This is a genomic window from Mesorhizobium sp. M0140 (assembly GCF_040322475.1).
Lineage (GTDB): Bacteria > Pseudomonadota > Alphaproteobacteria > Rhizobiales > Rhizobiaceae > Mesorhizobium.
Genome location: NZ_JAMYTM010000002.1, coordinates 226,944 through 242,971 on the forward strand (window position 1 = coordinate 226,944; position 16,028 = coordinate 242,971).

Genomic DNA, 16,028 nt, shown 5'->3' on the forward strand with positions numbered 1-16,028 from the left:
TTCTTGGGGATTTCGACATGCCTTTCCTGATTGCTATCCTTGGCGTGATGGGCGCGGCAGCGTTCTGGTGGTACCGGATGAAGGCCATGAACGAGGCCGCGCGTGACGTTGCCGATGTCATCGGCCGGGTTCAGGGCTCCGTGCGCCGCAAGAAGCTGCGCAAGCAGGCGGCGCTGTCGCCGCTGACGGCGATCGATGATCCGGTCGTAGCGGCAGCTACGCTGATCACATCGATCGTTTCCGAGGATGGGCCCATCCTGCCGCAGCGCGAGGCCGTCATCCGCGCCGTGATTTCCGAGATCGCCGACAAGAAGAAAACGGACGAAGCGGTGGTCTACGCCAAATGGGCGGCGTCACAGATCGACGACACCACAATCGTCATCGACAAGCTGGCGCCGTTCCTGCGCGAGCGTCTGGATGTCGCCGAGCGAAACGATCTGCTGCAGATGGTCAACCGCGCCGCCCAGGGCGGCGAGAAACGCCTCGAAATATCCGACCAGAGGATATTGCGGCTGCGGCAAAAGCTGGGTTTTGAGGTCAATTGATCGCATACCTTGGCGATTGGCGGAAACGCCCATCGCTTTCGTCATCCTGGGGCGGAGCAAGGAGCGAAGCGACGCGGCGCAGACCCCGGGATCCATGCCGCGACTCAAACGCGTCACCACGGTGCAGAATTCTGCTCCGCTGCATTCTTCAGCCAAGGTCGCGGCATGGATCCTTGGGTCTTCGCTCCGCTTCGCGTCGCTACGCCCAAGGATGACGACGTTGGGGATGCTGGCCGCGGGTCAAATCGCCTCGCCCTTCAACAGTCTTGGCGTGCCGGCGGACAGTCCCGACGCCTGGCGGATGAAGAATTCCTTCAGGCGCGGCATGCGTTCGACGAGGCCGAGGCCGATGTCGCGGACGGTGCGCAGCGGGCCGATATCGTTGGAAAACAGCCGGTTCAGCGCGTCGGTGGTGACACCCATCTGCACCGTGTCGAAGCGGCGCCACTGCTGGTAGCGCTCGAGCACGTCGAGCGCTCCGATATCCTGGCCGAGCCGGTCGGCCTCGACGATCACCTCGGCAAGGGCTGCGACATCCTTGAAGCCGAGATTGAGGCCTTGGCCGGCGATCGGGTGGATGCCGTGGGCGGCATCGCCGGCGAGCGCGATGCGGGGTGCGACGAAGGCACGCGCAATGGTCAAGCCGAGCGGCCAGGCGCGCGGCTTGTCGGCGACGCGGATTTCGCCAAGCTTCAGGCCAAAGCGCTGTTCGAGTTCGTGTTCGAAGAGGAGATCGTCACCGGCCACCAGCTTCTCGGCGTCGGGCGTACGTTCGACCCAGACGATCGACGAGCGGTTGGTGCCGTCCTCGCCGGGCTTGAGCGGCAATGTGGCGAAGGGGCCAGCCGGCAGGAAATGCTCTTCGGCGCGACCATTGTGCGGGCGTTCATGCGCCACCGTGCAGACGATGCCGGACTGGCCATATTCCCACTTCACCGTCTTGATGCCGGCCATGTCGCGCAGCTTCGAGTTGACGCCGTCGGCGGCGACCAGCAGCCGGGCCTTCAGCGTCGCGCCGTCGGCGAGATGCACGGTGATACCGGCGCCGTTGGTCTCGAACCCCTGCACGGCGACGCCTTCGATGATGTCGATGCCGAGTTTTTCGGCACGGGCCCGCAAGGCGCCGTTCAGCACCCTGTTGGCGACCATATGCGCAAAAGGCTCGCCCGGCGCCACTTCGCCGTCGAAGGTCAGGAAGGCCGGACGCACCGGATCGGCGGTGCGCGAATCGGTGATGATCATCTCGGTGATCGCCTGCGCCTGGGGCACGATCTCGGCCCACACGCCGAGCTGGTCGAGCATGCGGCAGGCGGCGGCGGCAATGGCCGAGGCGCGGCCATCCCTTTGCCAGGCGCCAGCAGGTGCGGCATCGACGAGAGCGATGGCGAGACCCGGTCGCGCCTGCTTCAGCGATACGGCGGCGGCCAGGCCGACATAGCCGGCGCCGGCGACCAGGACATCGAGCCCAGATCTTGTTTTCGCGTTTGCCCCGGTTTTCGTGTCCGCCTTGCGTTCCATCATCTTCGCTCCTGCGCGCCGCCGGGTCCTGCACCCTTGACTGCCTGTCCGTCCTGTCGGAAACCGCCATAACACTTCTGCGGTGAGGGCGCGAAATATGACGGCAGCTATGGACGAGCTTCTCGGCATTCTCGACCTCGAGAAGCTGGAACACAATCTGTATCGTGGTCGCAGCCCGCTGCTCGACTGGCAGCGCGTGTTCGGCGGCCAGACCATCGCCCAGGCGCTCGTGGCGGCGCAGCGGACAGTGGATCCCGATCGGTACGTGCATTCGCTGCACGGCTATTTCATGCGGCCCGGCGACACCAAGGTGCCGATCGTCTACGAGGTCGACCGTATTCGCGACGGCGGCTCCTTCACCACGCGGCGCGTGGTGGCGGTCCAGCACGGCCAGGCGATCTTTTCGCTCGAAGCCTCGTTCCAGCAGGACGAGGTCGGTCTCGAGCACCAGGTGCCGATGCCGCAGGACGTTCCGGGGCCGGACACATTGCTGTCGCAACGCGAGTTGCTGGGCAAATTCGGCGAGGCGGTGCCCGATGGCATCAAACGCTACTGGGAGCGCGACCGGCCGATCGAGATGAAACCGGTGATGCTGAAGCATTACACCAGCCGCGAAAAGCTGGAGCCGAAGCAGAATATCTGGATCCGCACCACCGGTCCGGTGCCGGCGGACCGCGCCATCCAGGCGGCGGTGCTCGCCTATCTCTCCGACATGACGCTGCTCGACACATCGACCTTCGCGCATGGCCGCGCCATTTTCGATCGCGATATCCAGGCGGCGAGCCTCGACCACGCCATGTGGTTTCATCGCAGCCATGCGCTCGACGACTGGATGCTCTATACGCAGGACAGCCCGTCGACACAGGGGTCGCGCGGCTTTACACGCGGGTCGCTATTTGCCCGCGACGGCACGCTGATCGCCTCGGTTGCGCAGGAAGGGCTGATCCGGCTTAAGCGACCGCCTGCAGAGTAGGCATTTTCCAAAAATTGCCTAACTTTTAAGCAGATGCACCGCCGCAGCTGTGGGCAGGTTGCGTCGGTGCGCTCCCGAAACTGTTTGCTTACAATGGGTTAACACCCTGCTTCGGCACTTGGCACGGAGCTTGAATCCTTGTGGGCACTCTCCGGCTCTTTGGGATCGGTGAAGGTGTGCAAACGCGGGGGACCGCAACAGCAAAGGGTGAAACCTTATGAAAATCGTGATGGCAATCATCAAGCCGTTCAAGCTCGACGAGGTACGCGAAGCGCTTACCGCCGTCGGCATCCAGGGCCTGACCGTCACCGAAGTCAAAGGCTACGGGCGTCAGAAAGGGCATACGGAGATCTATCGCGGGGCGGAATACGCGGTCAGCTTCCTGCCGAAGATCAAGATCGAAGTCGCGGTCAGCGCCGACATGGTCGACAAGGCCGTCGAAGCCATCACCGCCGCCGCCAAGACCGGCCAGATCGGCGACGGCAAGATCTTCGTTTTCGGCATCGATCAGGCGGTGCGCATCCGCACCGGCGAAACAGACACCGACGCGCTCTGAGCGGCGATCACGTATTCCAATGGAGAGTTCAATGAATATTCCTTCCACCTTGAAGTCAGTGGCGCGCTCCGCGCTGCTGGGCTCGTTCGCACTCGGAGCATTGGGCACGGTCGCCGCATTCGCGCAGGAAGCGGCTCCCGCCGCGGCTGCAGCAGCGCCAGCTTTCACCGTCGACAAGGGCGACACCACGTGGATGATGATTTCCACCGTTCTGGTGCTGTTGATGACGGTTCCCGGCCTTGCGCTTTTCTACGGCGGCCTGGTTCGCAGCAAGAACATGCTGTCGGTGCTGATGCAGGTCTTCACCATCACCAGCGTGGTCATGATCATCTGGGTTTTCTACGGCTACAGCCTCGCCTTCACCCCGGGCAACGCCTTCGTCGGCGGCCTTTCCAAGATGTTTCTCTCCGGCGTCGATGTGACGACCCTGTCGGAAACCTTTACCAAGGGTGTCGCCATTCCTGAACTGGTGTTCGTCGTCTTCCAGATGACCTTCGCCTGCATCACGCCGGCCCTGATCGTCGGCGCCTTCGCCGAACGCGTCAAATTCTCCGCTTTGATCCTTTTCGTGATCCTGTGGGTCACTTTCATCTACTTCCCGATCGCTCATATGGTCTGGTTCTGGGGCGGCCCGAGCGCTTATAGCGATCCGACCGGCCTCATCTTCAGCTTCGGCGCCATCGACTTCGCCGGCGGCACGGTCGTTCACATCAATGCGGGCATTGCCGGCCTCGTCGGCGCGCTCATGATCGGCAAGCGCAGCGGCTACAAGAAGGATCTCATGGCGCCGCACTCGATGACGCTGACCATGGTCGGTGCTTCGCTGCTGTGGGTCGGCTGGTTTGGCTTCAACGCCGGTTCGAACCTTGAAGCGAACGCCTATGCGGTGCTGGCCATGATCAATACCTTCGTCGCCACGGCGGCGGCGGCGGTGACCTGGATCGTGCTTGAATCGCTGCTGCGCGGCAAAGCCTCCATGCTTGGTGCTGTTTCGGGTGCGGTGACCGGCCTCGTCGCCGTCACGCCTGCTGCCGGCTTTGCCGGCCCGATGGGCGCCATCGTGCTCGGCATCGTCGCCACCTTCGTCTGCTACTTCTTCGTCTCGGTGGTGAAGAACGCGTTCGACTACGACGACAGCCTTGATGTCTTCGGCGTCCACTGCATCGGCGGCATCATCGGCGCGCTCGGCACAGGCATCCTGGTCAATCCTGCCCTCGGTGGCGCCGGCATTGTCGACTATTCGACGGCCAACTTTGCTGCCGGCTATGCCGGCACGGCCACACAACTCCTGGCGCAGGCCAAGGGTGTCCTGGTGACCTTGCTGTGGTCGGGTATCGGCAGCGCCATCCTCTACAAGATCGTCGACCTGATCATCGGCCTGCGTCCGACAGCCGACGCAGAGCGCGAAGGCCTCGACCTCACCTCGCATGGCGAAGCGGCCTATCACTCGTAAGCCCTGTGCGAGGCGGCCTCGGCCGCCCCGCATTCTCCCATCCCGTCGTGACGCTCCCGAAAGGAGTTCACGCATTGAGGCCCGGATCATGTCCGGGCCTCTTTTTTTGGCAAGCCGTTCCGGCAATGCCCGGCTTCACGCAATCACGTTCGGGTGATCAGGTTTTTTGAGGAAACAACGACCGCTCTGGTTCCGAACAGTGGAGGCGATCGTCGTTCTGACGCTCGTGCCAACAACAGGGAAGGAAACCATCTCATGAACCTCAAGAACATCTGCCTCGGAGCGCTTGCTCTTTCCATGATCGGCGGCGTGGCTTTTGCCGGTGCTCTGGATGAGCCCGACAACATGGCGCCGTTCTTCACGGACTCCGGCATGAAAACTATGAAGCCGATGGCGGATTTCAAGACAGCCTTCATGGCCATGCCGATGGAAAAGCAGGAAGCGATGAAGAAGGAATGCCAGGATGCGGCGATGAGCAAGCCGCATGCGGAATTCTGCGCCAATGTGCAGGCGCTCGGCGGCGCCAACTGATTTGCCGCGATCGGGCCGAGACCCGATCTTTGTTCCAGACGACCAATGGCGGGCTGCCAGCCCGCCATTGGTCGTTCGATGGAAGCTCCATCGGCCCGTCGTCCATCATTGCCTCGAGCGGCTCAACCGGCGGTAACGAGGTTTGATCATCTCAACCTCTTATAGTTAATGCGCCCTTAACCTTCCCACCGATAGTCTGAGACCCGAATCTGCCGGAATGCGCCCACGCACCCGGCGAGTCCACGACAGACGGGGAAGAGCATGCGTTCAGGGGCTTCAGCACCGCTCGCGCTGGCCGGTACAGGGCACGGCATCCAGGCGTTCGCGCGGCGTCAGGTCGGGCGGCTGGTCGGCGTCGGCCTGTTCGCGCTAGCCGCCTTTGGCGTTGCCAGCCTTGCCACCTGGAATGTCGCCGATCCGAGTTTTTCCCACGCGACGAACAACACCGTCACCAACGCCATGGGCTATGCGGGTGCCGTGTTCTCCGACCTGGCCATGCAGTTCTTCGGCCTCGCCGCCGTCGCGGCCCTGGTTCCGACGGTCATCTGGGGCTTCCTGCTGTTTTCCGCGCGCGGTGTCGACAGGCTGCCCAAGCGCGGGCTGACCTGGTTCGGCTTCGCGCTGCTGGCCGCGGCGATGGTCGGCTGCGTTGTGCCGCCCAAGACCTGGCCGCTGCCCACCGGCCTCGGCGGTGTGTTCGGCGACATGGTGCTGAAGATCCCCGGCGTCGTCATCGGCGGCTATCCGACCGGGCTGATCGCCAGCATCATCGCCATCCTGCTGGCCGCGCCCGCACTGTGGCTCTTCGCCCATGGCTCGGCGCTGATCGGACGCAAGAACGGCTTCGCCGTGATGGAGGACGAGCCCGCCGCCGATCCGCGCGAGGACGACCTTCTGTTCGACAATGACGAGGACGAGGGCGACGAGGGCATCCTGGCACTCGGGGCAATTACTCATTGGTGGCTGTCGCTGCGCGCGTGGATGCACCGCCGCGCCGTGCGCCGCAGGCAGGAGCGGGACGAGTACGAGCCGGAGATGGAGCAGCGCTCCACCGCTTGGCGGCGCGCCGCAGAACGGGTCGAATCGGCCGAGTTTGCCGAGCAGCGGATGAGCCAGGATGGCCGCGCCCGCGTCGAGCCCGAATTCTTCGCCGCCATGGTCAATGACCGCAGCGTCTCGCTCGATCCCGACGATGCCGATATCTTCGAGGACCGCTTCGACAATGCGGGCGAGGATGCCGATTTCGACGATGAACCTGTCGTGCAACGCCGCGGCGCGTCGACCGCCAAGGTACAGCCGTTCCGCTCCGACGCAGCCACCCGCGTCGAGGCGCCGGCGGCGCGCCCCGTGCCCGGCGCCCGTGTGCAGCGCGAGGCGCAGACATCGCTGATCGGCTCGGAAAAGTTCGAAATGCCGTCGCTGCACTTCCTCTCCGAACCGAAGAACGTGGTGCGCGACGCCAGCCTGTCCAAGGACGCGCTGGAACAGAACGCCCGCCTGCTCGAAGGCGTGCTGGAGGATTTCGGCGTCAAGGGCGAGATCATCGCCGTCCGTCCGGGCCCGGTGGTCACCCTCTATGAGCTCGAACCGGCGCCCGGCATCAAATCGTCACGCGTCATCGGCCTGTCCGACGACATCGCCCGCTCGATGAGCGCCATTGCCTGCCGCGTCGCCGTGGTGCCAGGCCGCAACGCCATCGGCATCGAACTGCCGAACGCCAAGCGCGAAACCGTCTATCTCAGAGAGATTCTGGCCAGCCGCGATTTCGAGACGACGAAGGCCAAGCTGGCGCTGGCGCTGGGCAAGACCATCAATGGCGAGGCGGTCATCGTCGACATCGCCAAGATGCCGCACGTGCTTGTCGCCGGCACCACCGGCTCGGGCAAGTCGGTCGCCATCAACACCATGATCCTGTCGCTGCTCTACCGGCTGACGCCGCAGGATTGCCGGCTGATCATGATCGATCCGAAAATGCTGGAACTCTCTGTCTATGACGGCATCCCGCATCTGCTCACGCCCGTCGTCACCGATCCGAAGAAGGCGGTGGTGGCGCTGAAATGGACCGTGCGAGAGATGGAGGACCGCTACCGCAAGATGTCCAAGGTCGGCGTGCGCAACATCGACGGCTTCAACGCCCGCGTCAGCCAGGCGGACAAGAAGGGCGAGAAGATCTCACGCACCGTGCAGACCGGCTTCGACCGCCAGACCGGCGAGGCGATCTACGAGACCGAGAACCTCGATCTCGAGCCGATGCCCTATATCGTCGTCATCATCGACGAGATGGCCGACCTGATGATGGTCGCCGGCAAGGACATCGAAGGCGCCGTGCAGCGCTTGGCGCAGATGGCGCGCGCCGCCGGCATCCATGTCATCATGGCGACGCAGCGGCCGTCGGTGGACGTCATCACAGGCACCATCAAGGCCAATTTCCCGACCCGCATCTCCTTCCAGGTGACGTCCAAGATCGACAGCCGCACCATTCTGGGCGAGCAGGGCGCCGAGCAGCTGCTCGGCATGGGCGACATGCTCTACATGGCCGGCGGCGGTCGTATCCAGCGCGTGCACGGCCCGTTCGTCGCCGATGAAGAGGTCGAGAAGATCGTCGCGCACCTGAAGCTGCAGGGCGTGCCGGAATACCTCGACGCCATCACCGAGGATGACGGCGAGGACGACGACGAGCCGTCGGGCAAGGGTGGGTCCGGTGGCGGCAACAGCAATTTCGAGGATTCCGACGATCCCTACGATCAGGCGGTCTCCGTGGTGCTGCGCGATGGCAAGGCCTCGACCAGCTATATCCAGCGCCGGCTGGGCATCGGCTACAACCGCGCCGCCTCGATCATCGAGAAGATGGAGAAGGAAGGTATCGTCGGCCCGGCCAACCATGCCGGCAAGCGCGAGATCCTGGTGCCGACCGAAGAGGACAAGTTCTGACCAGAAAGCCTGACCCTTGTGACATCCCGGTCCGGCAACCTTGAACCTTTCAAGGCGTTGAAGCGACCAAGGGACGCCTGACCCGCCAAATTTCAGCCTAACTGGGGGTCCAAGCACAGAACAACTCAGGAATCAGATGAGAGTGACCGACATGAAAAACGATCTTTCAGCGCTCAGCACATTTGCTCCCTCCCGGCGTCAGTTGCTGGGCCTCGGCCTGGCGTTTGCGGGGGCGGCAGCCTTCAACGCGGTACCCGGCTTCCAGGTGCTGGCCTCGGCGCAGGCGGCCGTGCCGGCCGCGGCACAGAAGATCGCCGACCACTTTTCCTCGGTCAAATCGATGAGCGGCGAATTCGTGCAGTTCGGCCCCAAGGGCGAGCAGACCGGCGGCAAGTTCTTCCTTGAACGGCCGGGCAAGATCCGCTTCAACTATGACGGCTCTTCGAATTTCCGGGTGATTTCAGACGGCAAATCGGTGGTCATCCTGAACAAGAGGCTCAACACGTCCGATCTCTATCCGCTGTCGAAGACGCCCCTGAAGCTGCTGCTCGACACCAGGATCGACCTCTCCGGCGATCGCGTCAAAAGCGTCAAGCAGGAGGATGACCTCACCACCATCCAGCTCGCCGACAAATCGGTGTTCGGCAATTCGAGGATCACCATGATGTTCGATCCGAAAACCTTCGATTTGCGGCAGTGGACGATCACCGACGCGCAGGGCAAGGATACGACGGTGATGATCTTCAACACCAAGGAAGGTGTCAGCTTCGCGCCGGATACTTTCGCCATCGACTACACGGCGAACCGCGAGCTCAACACCAACAAGGCGCGCTAGAGCAGTTCACCGTTTCACGGGAACGACGACCCGCTCCAACTCCTTGTTCCTGGAATTGCTCTGGCTTCAAACGCTCAATAGCTGTGGAAAGCACCGGGCCGCGCCTCGTCGGGCGTGGCCCGGCTTGTCTTTGCGGCCCGCGGCTGGCAATTTCCCGGGCTGACTCCGTCAAAAGGCGTCTTCCCCGCCGGGACCCCATCGGTTCTGGCCGGCTGCACGCTGTCCTGGATTGCCAATGCCCTTCTCCATCGCCACCTGGAACATCAACTCCGTTCGCCTGCGCATGCCGATCGTCGAGCGCCTGCTCGTCGAGCATGCGCCCGACGTGCTGTGCCTGCAGGAAACCAAGGTTCCCGACGAACTGTTTCCCGAAAAGGCTTTCCGCAAGCTCGGCTACGAGCACATCGCCTTCCATGGCCAGAAGGGCTACCACGGCGTCGCGACGGTGGCGCGGCGGCCGATCGAGGTGGTCGAAAAGCGACGCTTTTGCGAAATCGAGGACAGCCGGCACCTCTCGGTCACGGTGCGGGCCGGCGGCAAGGCGATCCTGCTCCACAATTTCTACGTTCCGGCGGGCGGCGACGAACCGGATCCCGTCATCAACAGGAAGTTCAAGCACAAGCTCGACTTCGTTGCCGAGATGAATGCCATCCGGGCAGAACATGACGAGGTGTCCGGCTCGGTGCTGGTCGGCGACCTCAACATCGCCCCGCTCGAGCATGACGTCTGGTCGCACAAGCAATTGCTCAACGTGGTCAGCCACACGCCGGTCGAGACAGAAAATTTCGAGGCGATGCGGCGCGCCGGCGACTGGGTCGACCTGATGCGGCTCAACGTGCCGCATGAGCAGAAGCTCTACACCTGGTGGAGCTATCGCGCGCAGGATTGGGAGCTGTCCAACCGCGGCCGCCGTCTCGACCACGTCTGGTCGTCGCCGAACCTGGTGCCCAGCTTTTCCGGCTACGAAATCCTGCGTCCGGCGCGCGGCTGGGAGCGCCCGTCGGACCATGTGCCTGTGATCGCGCGGTTCGATCTGGACTAGCCTGCTTGAAGATGCGGGGCCTGCGGCAGTCAGTCGGTAGAGGTGGAGTCGGCTGGATCCACCCACGGACGGCCCAATCGTGTCACCATCGCCGCGTACCCAACGGCACCTGCCGCCCAAAGGAAGATGCCAAGCTCTTTGACGACGTCTTCGGCGATGGCGGCCGCAGAACCAGGGGTAGGAAACAGCTCTCCGAGCTGGTCAATCGATGCTGACATCGCGAGCAGGAAGCCTGCGGCCACAAAGACGATCGTGCCGTCGAATGTCTTTCGTCGCAGCCGAAAGAACCAGAACAACCCGGCGGCGGCGTAGACAATCATCGGAACGATCTCCGGTATCCCTACAATGGGCAGCACGTCCTCATGGATCAACAACAGGTCATCGAGGCCCAAGAACAGGGTAAGACCGCCGAGAAACGTGCAATCCCATCGATGCGTGAGCAGGCCAGCAAACAGGGTGGCAGCGCCGGTGCCGATCCATAGCGAAGCACCCAGGGACGAAATCCACCCCGTATAGAAGCCGACTTCGGCGGCTGCAGATGGATCTCGATAAAAGATCCAAGCGTCCAGGCCACGAATTTGCGCGATGAACAGCGCGGCTAAGAGCATCGCAACATTAATCGCCGTCGCCGCCAGTACGACCAAGCGCCAGGCTATTATCCATTCGCCGCCATGCTTTGTGTTCAGCGCGTTGTTCTCTGGCATTGCTATTCTCATTGAGGACTGAGAGGAACTCCACTGGAACCAAAGTACGACAGCCGCCAGATTTGCCGCCGAGAACTTCGCCTGCATTGTGCCGGTGGTCACCATGATTGCAGCGCTTCGCCCCACCGAACCCATTATACCATGGCGTCGATGTTCAGGTGAGGCTGGCCTGCAAATGGCCGACCTGAATCTCAACGCGCTTCGAAGCGCGCCAAATGAATTCAAGTTCAAACCGCGCGCTTCAAGTCTTCATGCATGTCGTTATCGCGAAATTGCTGGACTGACAGGCCTGCGAGATCCGGCAGATGGGGATGGTCGCGGCGGCGCGTCGCCAGCATCCGTTGCGCCGCTTCGACGATTGTCGACGCAGGCACATCGGCGACCAGGCCGGTCGGGCTTGCAAGACGGGATTCGATCACGTCCACGCAGTTCGAAAGCGGCCTCCAACGGGCCATGTTGGCGCCGCCACTGAGGATAACCATCGGCGTCATCACGGTTGCCATGAGATGTGCGGTACCGCCTTCGGCGCCGATGTAAAGATCGGCAAACTCGCCGAGCGCCAGCAAGATGTCACCGATATCGACACCCTCGATCGCGGCGGAATCGACAAGCCGCAGCTTCGGTACGCGCTGAGCCAGTTCAGCCATATCGGGACCATCGCCGGGAGTTTTCACATAGAGAAGGTCCGCCCCGTCGGCGATCAGGCTGTCGGCGATCGCGGCAACCTGATCCGCCGACATGCGCTTGCTGGCGCTGCCGTGCGCCGCGATAATGATCAACGGAGCATGCTTGCCGTCCGCAAGGCCCCTGGCCGCCGTTCGCGCGGCCGGGCCAGGCTCCAGCCGATGATCGAAAGGCAGCCGCTTGCCGGCAAGGCGTTCGATGAGGCGGTGGTAGCGCCAGGCATTGTGCCCGGGTCGTGCTTCAGGCCTTTGGCCCAGGCGCCAGGAAAGGGCGAAAGCCGGAAAGTTTGCCTCATAGGCGATGCCGCGGCCGAGCAGTGATGCCGAGGCTTGAAGCAGCCAACGCGCCGAGATGCGGAAATCGACCACGGCCAATCGCCCCTTGCCGTTGCGGTGACCGGCGATCAGGCGCGCCAGGGGCGTCCGCACATTGATCGCATCGACCAAATGGCCGGCATGGCGATTGAGGCTATGTTCAAGGGACGACGACCGGGTGGTTCCGTAGACGATGAAACTATCGGGGAATGCCGTTCTGGCGGCGCGCAAAGCCGGAATCCGGATTAATCCGTCGCCGAACGCGTCATTGCGGGAATACAAGATAATCGTCTCGTACCGCCCTGATGGCATGGCTCGCTCCCCCCAGGAGCCTGGTGGTGATGGCGCCTGCTGTGCCGGCCGCCTTCGAGGTGCTTTAGGATTTCACCTCATGCCTGTCAACGGACCCTTGCCCCTGGATGGGATGAACGAACCTTGGCGATTCCCGCTCCGGCCGCAGTGCGCCACGATCAGGTCATCGCGGCCAATGTCGTTGAAAAGCGCTGCCGCGCTTCCGCCTTTGGCCGCGACACAACAGCTTCGCAGGCGGGCAGCCTTCAGCCAGAGAAGCGCGGCGCCAGTTCCTCGATGCGGCGGATCATCGCCTGAAATTCCTCCGAGATGCGCTGGTGGAGCTTGACCGCGATCTCGGGATATTCCTCCAGGATGCGGCGGAACATCTTGCGGCTGAGCCGCATCACTTCGGAATCGATCTCGGCCGAGGCGCTGGTCAACCGGTTGGTGTCGGCGATCAACGCCAGTTCGCTCAGGATTGTGCCGGGGCCTGCCGTGCCAATTGGGATGCGTTCACCACCCTGCTCCCGGTAGAGCACGATGCGCCCACTGACGACGATATAGGCGGAATCGGCCTCATCGTCCTCGCGATAAAGCTTGTGGTTGGCAATCAGCCTGGTGTTCTCGGCGCCAAAGGCGAGCAGGCGCAATTGTTCCTGCGTGAAGCCCTCGAAGAGCCTCACGGCGGACAGGACGCGGATGTCGTCATCCAGCGCCATCTAGCTATGTCCCCGAACCGACAGTCCGACTCCTCCTCTGCGAGTTCGATCCAAACCACCCTCCAACTGGATCGTACCCGAAAGCGGCCCCGCCCGACCGCTCATTGGATAATGAAATGTTTAAGGAACCAGCTTGTAGCCGCCGCTTTCTGTCACAAGAATTTCCGCATTGGAAGGATCGCGCTCGATCTTCTGGCGCAGCCGGTAGACATGGGTTTCCAGCGTGTGCGTGGTGACACCGGAATTGTAGCCCCACACCTCCTCGAGCAGCACGTCGCGCGTCACCACCTTCTGGTCGGCGCGATAAAGATATTTGATAATCGAGGCTTCCTTCTCCGTCAGCCGCACCTTGCCGCCGCGCGGGTCAAGCAGCAGTTTCTGGCTGGGCTTGAAAGTATAGGGCCCGACCGAGAAGGTGGCGTCCTCGCTCTGCTCATGCTGGCGCAGCTGCGCCCGAATGCGCGCCAGCAGCACGGCAAAGCGGAACGGCTTCGTCACATAGTCGTTGGCGCCGGCCTCGAGACCAAGAATCGTATCCGAATCGGTGTCGTGACCGGTCAGCATGATGATGGGCGCCTTGTAACCGCCCTTGCGCAGGATCTTCACCGCTTCGCGGCCATCCATGTCGGGCAGCCCGACGTCCATGATGAGCAGATCAATGAGGCCGCCGCGCGCTGCGGCGACACCTTTTGCCGCAGTCGATTCCTGCAGCACGTCGAATTCCTCATAAAGGGACAATTGCTCGACCAGTGTGCCGCGCAGGTCATCATCATCGTCGACGATCAGTATGGTGCGTGAAGTCATGGATCAATCCGTTGTTTTGAAAAGAAAATTCAGTTGACCGCTGCCTGTTTATGCGGAAGCTGACCGGCGCAACAGCCGTTCACAGTGATTTGTTCCGTGGCACGATCATACAAGAAAAAACACGATCGCAATGCAGCCGGCGCAATTTTGCGAAAAGGGCTGCGTGTGCTGACCGTGCGGGCCAGGCCTGGGCATTCAAGCCAGGGCCTGCTGCAGGCCGGGAAAACGGTGTTTGCCTGTGCGTTGGGGCGCGGTGGCATCTCGGCCGGCAAGCGCGAAGGCGATGGCGCCACGCCGCTGGCCGCGATGCGGATACTGTCGGGGTATTTCCGGGGAGATCAGTTCTCCAGCGGCCGCAGGACCCGTCTGGCGATGACGCCGATCGGGCCCGATCTGGGCTGGTGCGAAGTGCCTGACGACCGCAACTACAACAGGCCCGTCAAGATACCCTATGGCGCCAGCCACGAACGCATGCGGCGCGACGACCGGCTCTACGACGCCTGTCTTGTGCTCGACTGGAACCTGTCGCCGCGCCGGCGCGGGCGCGGCAGCGCCATCTTCTTCCATCTGGCGCGCCCCGGCTTCACGCCGACGCAAGGCTGTGTGGCTGTCACGGCTCGTACGATGGCGCGACTGCTGCCACTGCTGTCGGATCGGACGGTGGTGAGGGTGGTAAGATAGTAGGGGAGTAGGGGAGTAGGGGAGTAGGGGAGTAGGGGAGTAGGGACAGTCCCGGCGCAGCCTTAATTTTTCCTATTCCCCTATTCCCCTATTCCCCTATTCCCCTACGACCAGGTTTCTGCCAACCGATGTCGAGCAGGCCCAGCCGGCCAAGTTCTCTGTCCATTGCGCGAGCGACGTCACGGCGCTCGCCGCCGATATCGCGCAGTTGGCGATCGGAGAGATCCTCGACGTCCTGGTAGGCAATGTCGCGGCGGGCGAGGCGTATCGCGACCCGGGCGTGGCGCAGCCAGTCGAGGGTTTCGGCCAGCCAGGCCGGGCGGGGTGTCGATGAATTCAAAACGATGATGGACATGGTTATGATCCGTTGTCTCCGGATATCAAATCCGGCTTGATGATGTGTCGATGATGGGATCATGCCAGATTGAAATCCCTGCGAGAAACGAGTAGTTTTCTCTGGATCATCAAGTTTTATTTGAGGATAGGATGGCTCGTCTTCTGCCCGGGACTCGTGCCTTGAGGACGCTGGAAGCAGCGGCCCGGCACCTCAATTTCACCCGCGCCGCCGACGAGCTCGGCCTGACACCGGCCGCCGTCAGCCATCAGATCAAGGAAATCGAGGATCAACTCGGGCTGGTGCTGTTCACACGCACCAGCCGCACCATCCGGCTCACCGAGGCGGGGACGGTGCTGTTCGACGCCTCGGCCGACGCGCTCGACCTGCTTGGCCGGGCCGTTTCGCGGGCGCAGAAGCTGGCGCGCGGCACCGCCCTTTTGAAGGTAACGCTCGACGCGCAGTTCGCGTCAAAATGGCTGATGCGACGCGTCGACGATTTTCGCAAGCATCACCCAGATATCGAATTGCGATTCGACATTGCCTATGAAGTGCGGGATTTCGAACTCGATGACATCGATGTCGGCATCCGTTTTGGCGCCGGGAAATATCCGGGTCTTCGCACCCACCGGCTGTTCGACAACATCCTCATTCCGGTGTGCAGCCCGAGCCTTTTGACGTCCGGTCCGCCGCTGCGTGAGCCGCGCGACCTCTTCAATCACACGCTTGCGCATATCGAATGGTCGCGGCAAGGTGTGACGTGGCCGAACTGGCGGATGTGGATGGCGGCGGCCGGCATCACTGATTTCGACGACAGCCGGACCGTCGTCTTCGGCAACTCCACGGATGCCGTCCAGGCAGCGCTCGACGGCAATGCCGTTGCGCTCGCCGATTTCGCCATGGTGGCGAACGACCTTTCCCAGGGCAGGCTGGTGCAGCCTTTCGAACTCGGCCTGCGGGTGGCGCCCGAGTTCGCCTACTTCCTGGTCTATCCCGAAAATACCGCCGCCGATCCGCGCATCGTCGCCTTTCGCGAATGGATGCTCGAGGAAGTCGCCAAGACGCGGACCACGGACAAAGGGCAGTAGGGATAGCAGTGGTGCCGTTTGC

Annotated in this window: 16 protein-coding genes; 10 read left to right on the forward strand and 6 right to left on the reverse strand. The window is 62.7% G+C overall.

Features of this window, described 5'->3' with window-relative positions; all coding sequences use genetic code 11:
* Positions 1-17: 17 nt before the first annotated feature.
* A complete protein-coding gene (locus NKJ37_RS03090; protein ID WP_352442081.1) occupies positions 18-545 on the forward strand; it encodes a hypothetical protein in 528 nt (175 codons plus the stop codon).
* Between the two features lie 240 nt (positions 546-785).
* Here the strand turns inward: NKJ37_RS03090 and NKJ37_RS03095 are convergent, their stop codons facing one another.
* The gene (locus NKJ37_RS03095; RefSeq protein ID WP_352772755.1) at positions 786-2,063 is read right to left on the reverse strand and encodes a ubiquinone biosynthesis hydroxylase; all 1,278 of its coding nucleotides are present in this window, start codon (positions 2,061-2,063) and stop codon (positions 786-788) included.
* Positions 2,064-2,160: 97 nt separating this feature from the next.
* Between NKJ37_RS03095 and tesB the strand changes: the two genes are divergently transcribed.
* The 7 genes from tesB to NKJ37_RS03130 all read left to right on the forward strand — a co-directional run bounded on the left by tesB (position 2,161) and on the right by NKJ37_RS03130 (position 10,384).
* Positions 2,161-3,036, forward strand: coding sequence for an acyl-CoA thioesterase II (gene tesB / locus NKJ37_RS03100; protein WP_352442082.1), 876 nt, complete (start codon positions 2,161-2,163; stop codon positions 3,034-3,036).
* A 217-nt stretch (positions 3,037-3,253) separates the two neighbouring features.
* Positions 3,254-3,592, forward strand: coding sequence for a P-II family nitrogen regulator (locus NKJ37_RS03105; protein ID WP_013528889.1), 339 nt, complete (start codon positions 3,254-3,256; stop codon positions 3,590-3,592).
* A gap of 31 nt (positions 3,593-3,623) precedes the next feature.
* The gene (locus tag NKJ37_RS03110; RefSeq protein WP_352630943.1) at positions 3,624-5,045 is read left to right on the forward strand and encodes an ammonium transporter; all 1,422 of its coding nucleotides are present in this window, start codon (positions 3,624-3,626) and stop codon (positions 5,043-5,045) included.
* Between the two features lie 255 nt (positions 5,046-5,300).
* Positions 5,301-5,576 carry a hypothetical protein gene (locus NKJ37_RS03115; protein WP_013528891.1) on the forward strand — a complete coding sequence of 92 codons (276 nt, stop codon included), beginning with the start codon at positions 5,301-5,303 and terminating at the stop codon, positions 5,574-5,576.
* Positions 5,577-5,837: 261 nt separating this feature from the next.
* Complete coding sequence (locus tag NKJ37_RS03120) at positions 5,838-8,507, forward strand: DNA translocase FtsK (protein ID WP_352772631.1); 2,670 nt, start codon at positions 5,838-5,840, stop codon at positions 8,505-8,507.
* 151 nt (positions 8,508-8,658) lie between these two features.
* Complete coding sequence (locus NKJ37_RS03125) at positions 8,659-9,342, forward strand: outer-membrane lipoprotein carrier protein LolA (RefSeq protein ID WP_128304317.1); 684 nt, start codon at positions 8,659-8,661, stop codon at positions 9,340-9,342.
* Between the two features lie 235 nt (positions 9,343-9,577).
* Positions 9,578-10,384 (forward strand): exodeoxyribonuclease III, encoded by an 807-nt coding sequence (locus NKJ37_RS03130; RefSeq protein ID WP_128304241.1) that lies wholly within the window; start codon positions 9,578-9,580, stop codon positions 10,382-10,384.
* Positions 10,385-10,413: 29 nt separating this feature from the next.
* On the opposite strand, the gene NKJ37_RS03135 is transcribed toward NKJ37_RS03130, so the two are convergent.
* From NKJ37_RS03135 to NKJ37_RS03150, 4 genes are all read right to left on the reverse strand, one after another.
* Positions 10,414-11,193 carry a DUF8692 domain-containing protein gene (locus NKJ37_RS03135; protein WP_164892947.1) on the reverse strand — a complete coding sequence of 260 codons (780 nt, stop codon included), beginning with the start codon at positions 11,191-11,193 and terminating at the stop codon, positions 10,414-10,416.
* 122 nt (positions 11,194-11,315) lie between these two features.
* Positions 11,316-12,368 carry a glycosyltransferase family 9 protein gene (locus NKJ37_RS03140; RefSeq protein ID WP_352772634.1) on the reverse strand — a complete coding sequence of 351 codons (1,053 nt, stop codon included), beginning with the start codon at positions 12,366-12,368 and terminating at the stop codon, positions 11,316-11,318.
* Between the two features lie 275 nt (positions 12,369-12,643).
* Positions 12,644-13,099, reverse strand: a complete 456-nt coding sequence (locus NKJ37_RS03145) for a cyclic nucleotide-binding domain-containing protein (protein WP_023811239.1) — start codon at positions 13,097-13,099, stop codon at positions 12,644-12,646.
* Positions 13,100-13,219: 120 nt separating this feature from the next.
* Positions 13,220-13,903: a response regulator transcription factor gene (locus NKJ37_RS03150; RefSeq protein WP_013528898.1), complete on the reverse strand. Its 684-nt coding sequence runs from the start codon at positions 13,901-13,903 to the stop codon at positions 13,220-13,222.
* Between the two features lie 144 nt (positions 13,904-14,047).
* On the opposite strand from NKJ37_RS03150, the gene NKJ37_RS03155 reads away from it, so the two are divergent.
* Positions 14,048-14,584, forward strand: coding sequence for a L,D-transpeptidase family protein (locus NKJ37_RS03155; RefSeq protein WP_206638052.1), 537 nt, complete (start codon positions 14,048-14,050; stop codon positions 14,582-14,584).
* Positions 14,585-14,672: 88 nt separating this feature from the next.
* Here the strand turns inward: NKJ37_RS03155 and NKJ37_RS03160 are convergent, their stop codons facing one another.
* On the reverse strand, positions 14,673-14,939 hold the full coding sequence (locus NKJ37_RS03160; RefSeq protein ID WP_023811237.1) for a hypothetical protein: 267 nt from the start codon (positions 14,937-14,939) through the stop codon (positions 14,673-14,675).
* A gap of 131 nt (positions 14,940-15,070) precedes the next feature.
* Between NKJ37_RS03160 and gcvA the strand changes: the two genes are divergently transcribed.
* Positions 15,071-16,006: a transcriptional regulator GcvA gene (gcvA, locus tag NKJ37_RS03165; RefSeq protein WP_127319562.1), complete on the forward strand. Its 936-nt coding sequence runs from the start codon at positions 15,071-15,073 to the stop codon at positions 16,004-16,006.
* Positions 16,007-16,028: the final 22 nt, after the last annotated feature.

Excerpts from the sequence above, each read along its gene's own strand:
- NKJ37_RS03090 (WP_352442081.1), top strand. The coding sequence starts at position 18 with ATGCCTTTCCTGATTGCTATCCTTGGCGTGATGGGCGCGGCAGCGTTC.
- NKJ37_RS03095 (WP_352772755.1), bottom strand. The coding sequence starts at position 2,063 with ATGGAACGCAAGGCGGACACGAAAACCGGGGCAAACGCGAAAACAAGA.
- tesB (WP_352442082.1), top strand. The coding sequence starts at position 2,161 with ATGACGGCAGCTATGGACGAGCTTCTCGGCATTCTCGACCTCGAGAAG.
- NKJ37_RS03105 (WP_013528889.1), top strand. The coding sequence starts at position 3,254 with ATGAAAATCGTGATGGCAATCATCAAGCCGTTCAAGCTCGACGAGGTA.
- NKJ37_RS03110 (WP_352630943.1), top strand. The coding sequence starts at position 3,624 with ATGAATATTCCTTCCACCTTGAAGTCAGTGGCGCGCTCCGCGCTGCTG.
- NKJ37_RS03115 (WP_013528891.1), top strand. The coding sequence starts at position 5,301 with ATGAACCTCAAGAACATCTGCCTCGGAGCGCTTGCTCTTTCCATGATC.
- NKJ37_RS03120 (WP_352772631.1), top strand. The coding sequence starts at position 5,838 with ATGCGTTCAGGGGCTTCAGCACCGCTCGCGCTGGCCGGTACAGGGCAC.
- NKJ37_RS03125 (WP_128304317.1), top strand. The coding sequence starts at position 8,659 with ATGAAAAACGATCTTTCAGCGCTCAGCACATTTGCTCCCTCCCGGCGT.
- NKJ37_RS03130 (WP_128304241.1), top strand. The coding sequence starts at position 9,578 with ATGCCCTTCTCCATCGCCACCTGGAACATCAACTCCGTTCGCCTGCGC.
- NKJ37_RS03135 (WP_164892947.1), bottom strand. The coding sequence starts at position 11,193 with ATGGTGACCACCGGCACAATGCAGGCGAAGTTCTCGGCGGCAAATCTG.
- NKJ37_RS03145 (WP_023811239.1), bottom strand. The coding sequence starts at position 13,099 with ATGGCGCTGGATGACGACATCCGCGTCCTGTCCGCCGTGAGGCTCTTC.
- NKJ37_RS03150 (WP_013528898.1), bottom strand. The coding sequence starts at position 13,903 with ATGACTTCACGCACCATACTGATCGTCGACGATGATGATGACCTGCGC.
- NKJ37_RS03160 (WP_023811237.1), bottom strand. The coding sequence starts at position 14,939 with ATGTCCATCATCGTTTTGAATTCATCGACACCCCGCCCGGCCTGGCTG.
- gcvA (WP_127319562.1), top strand. The coding sequence starts at position 15,071 with ATGGCTCGTCTTCTGCCCGGGACTCGTGCCTTGAGGACGCTGGAAGCA.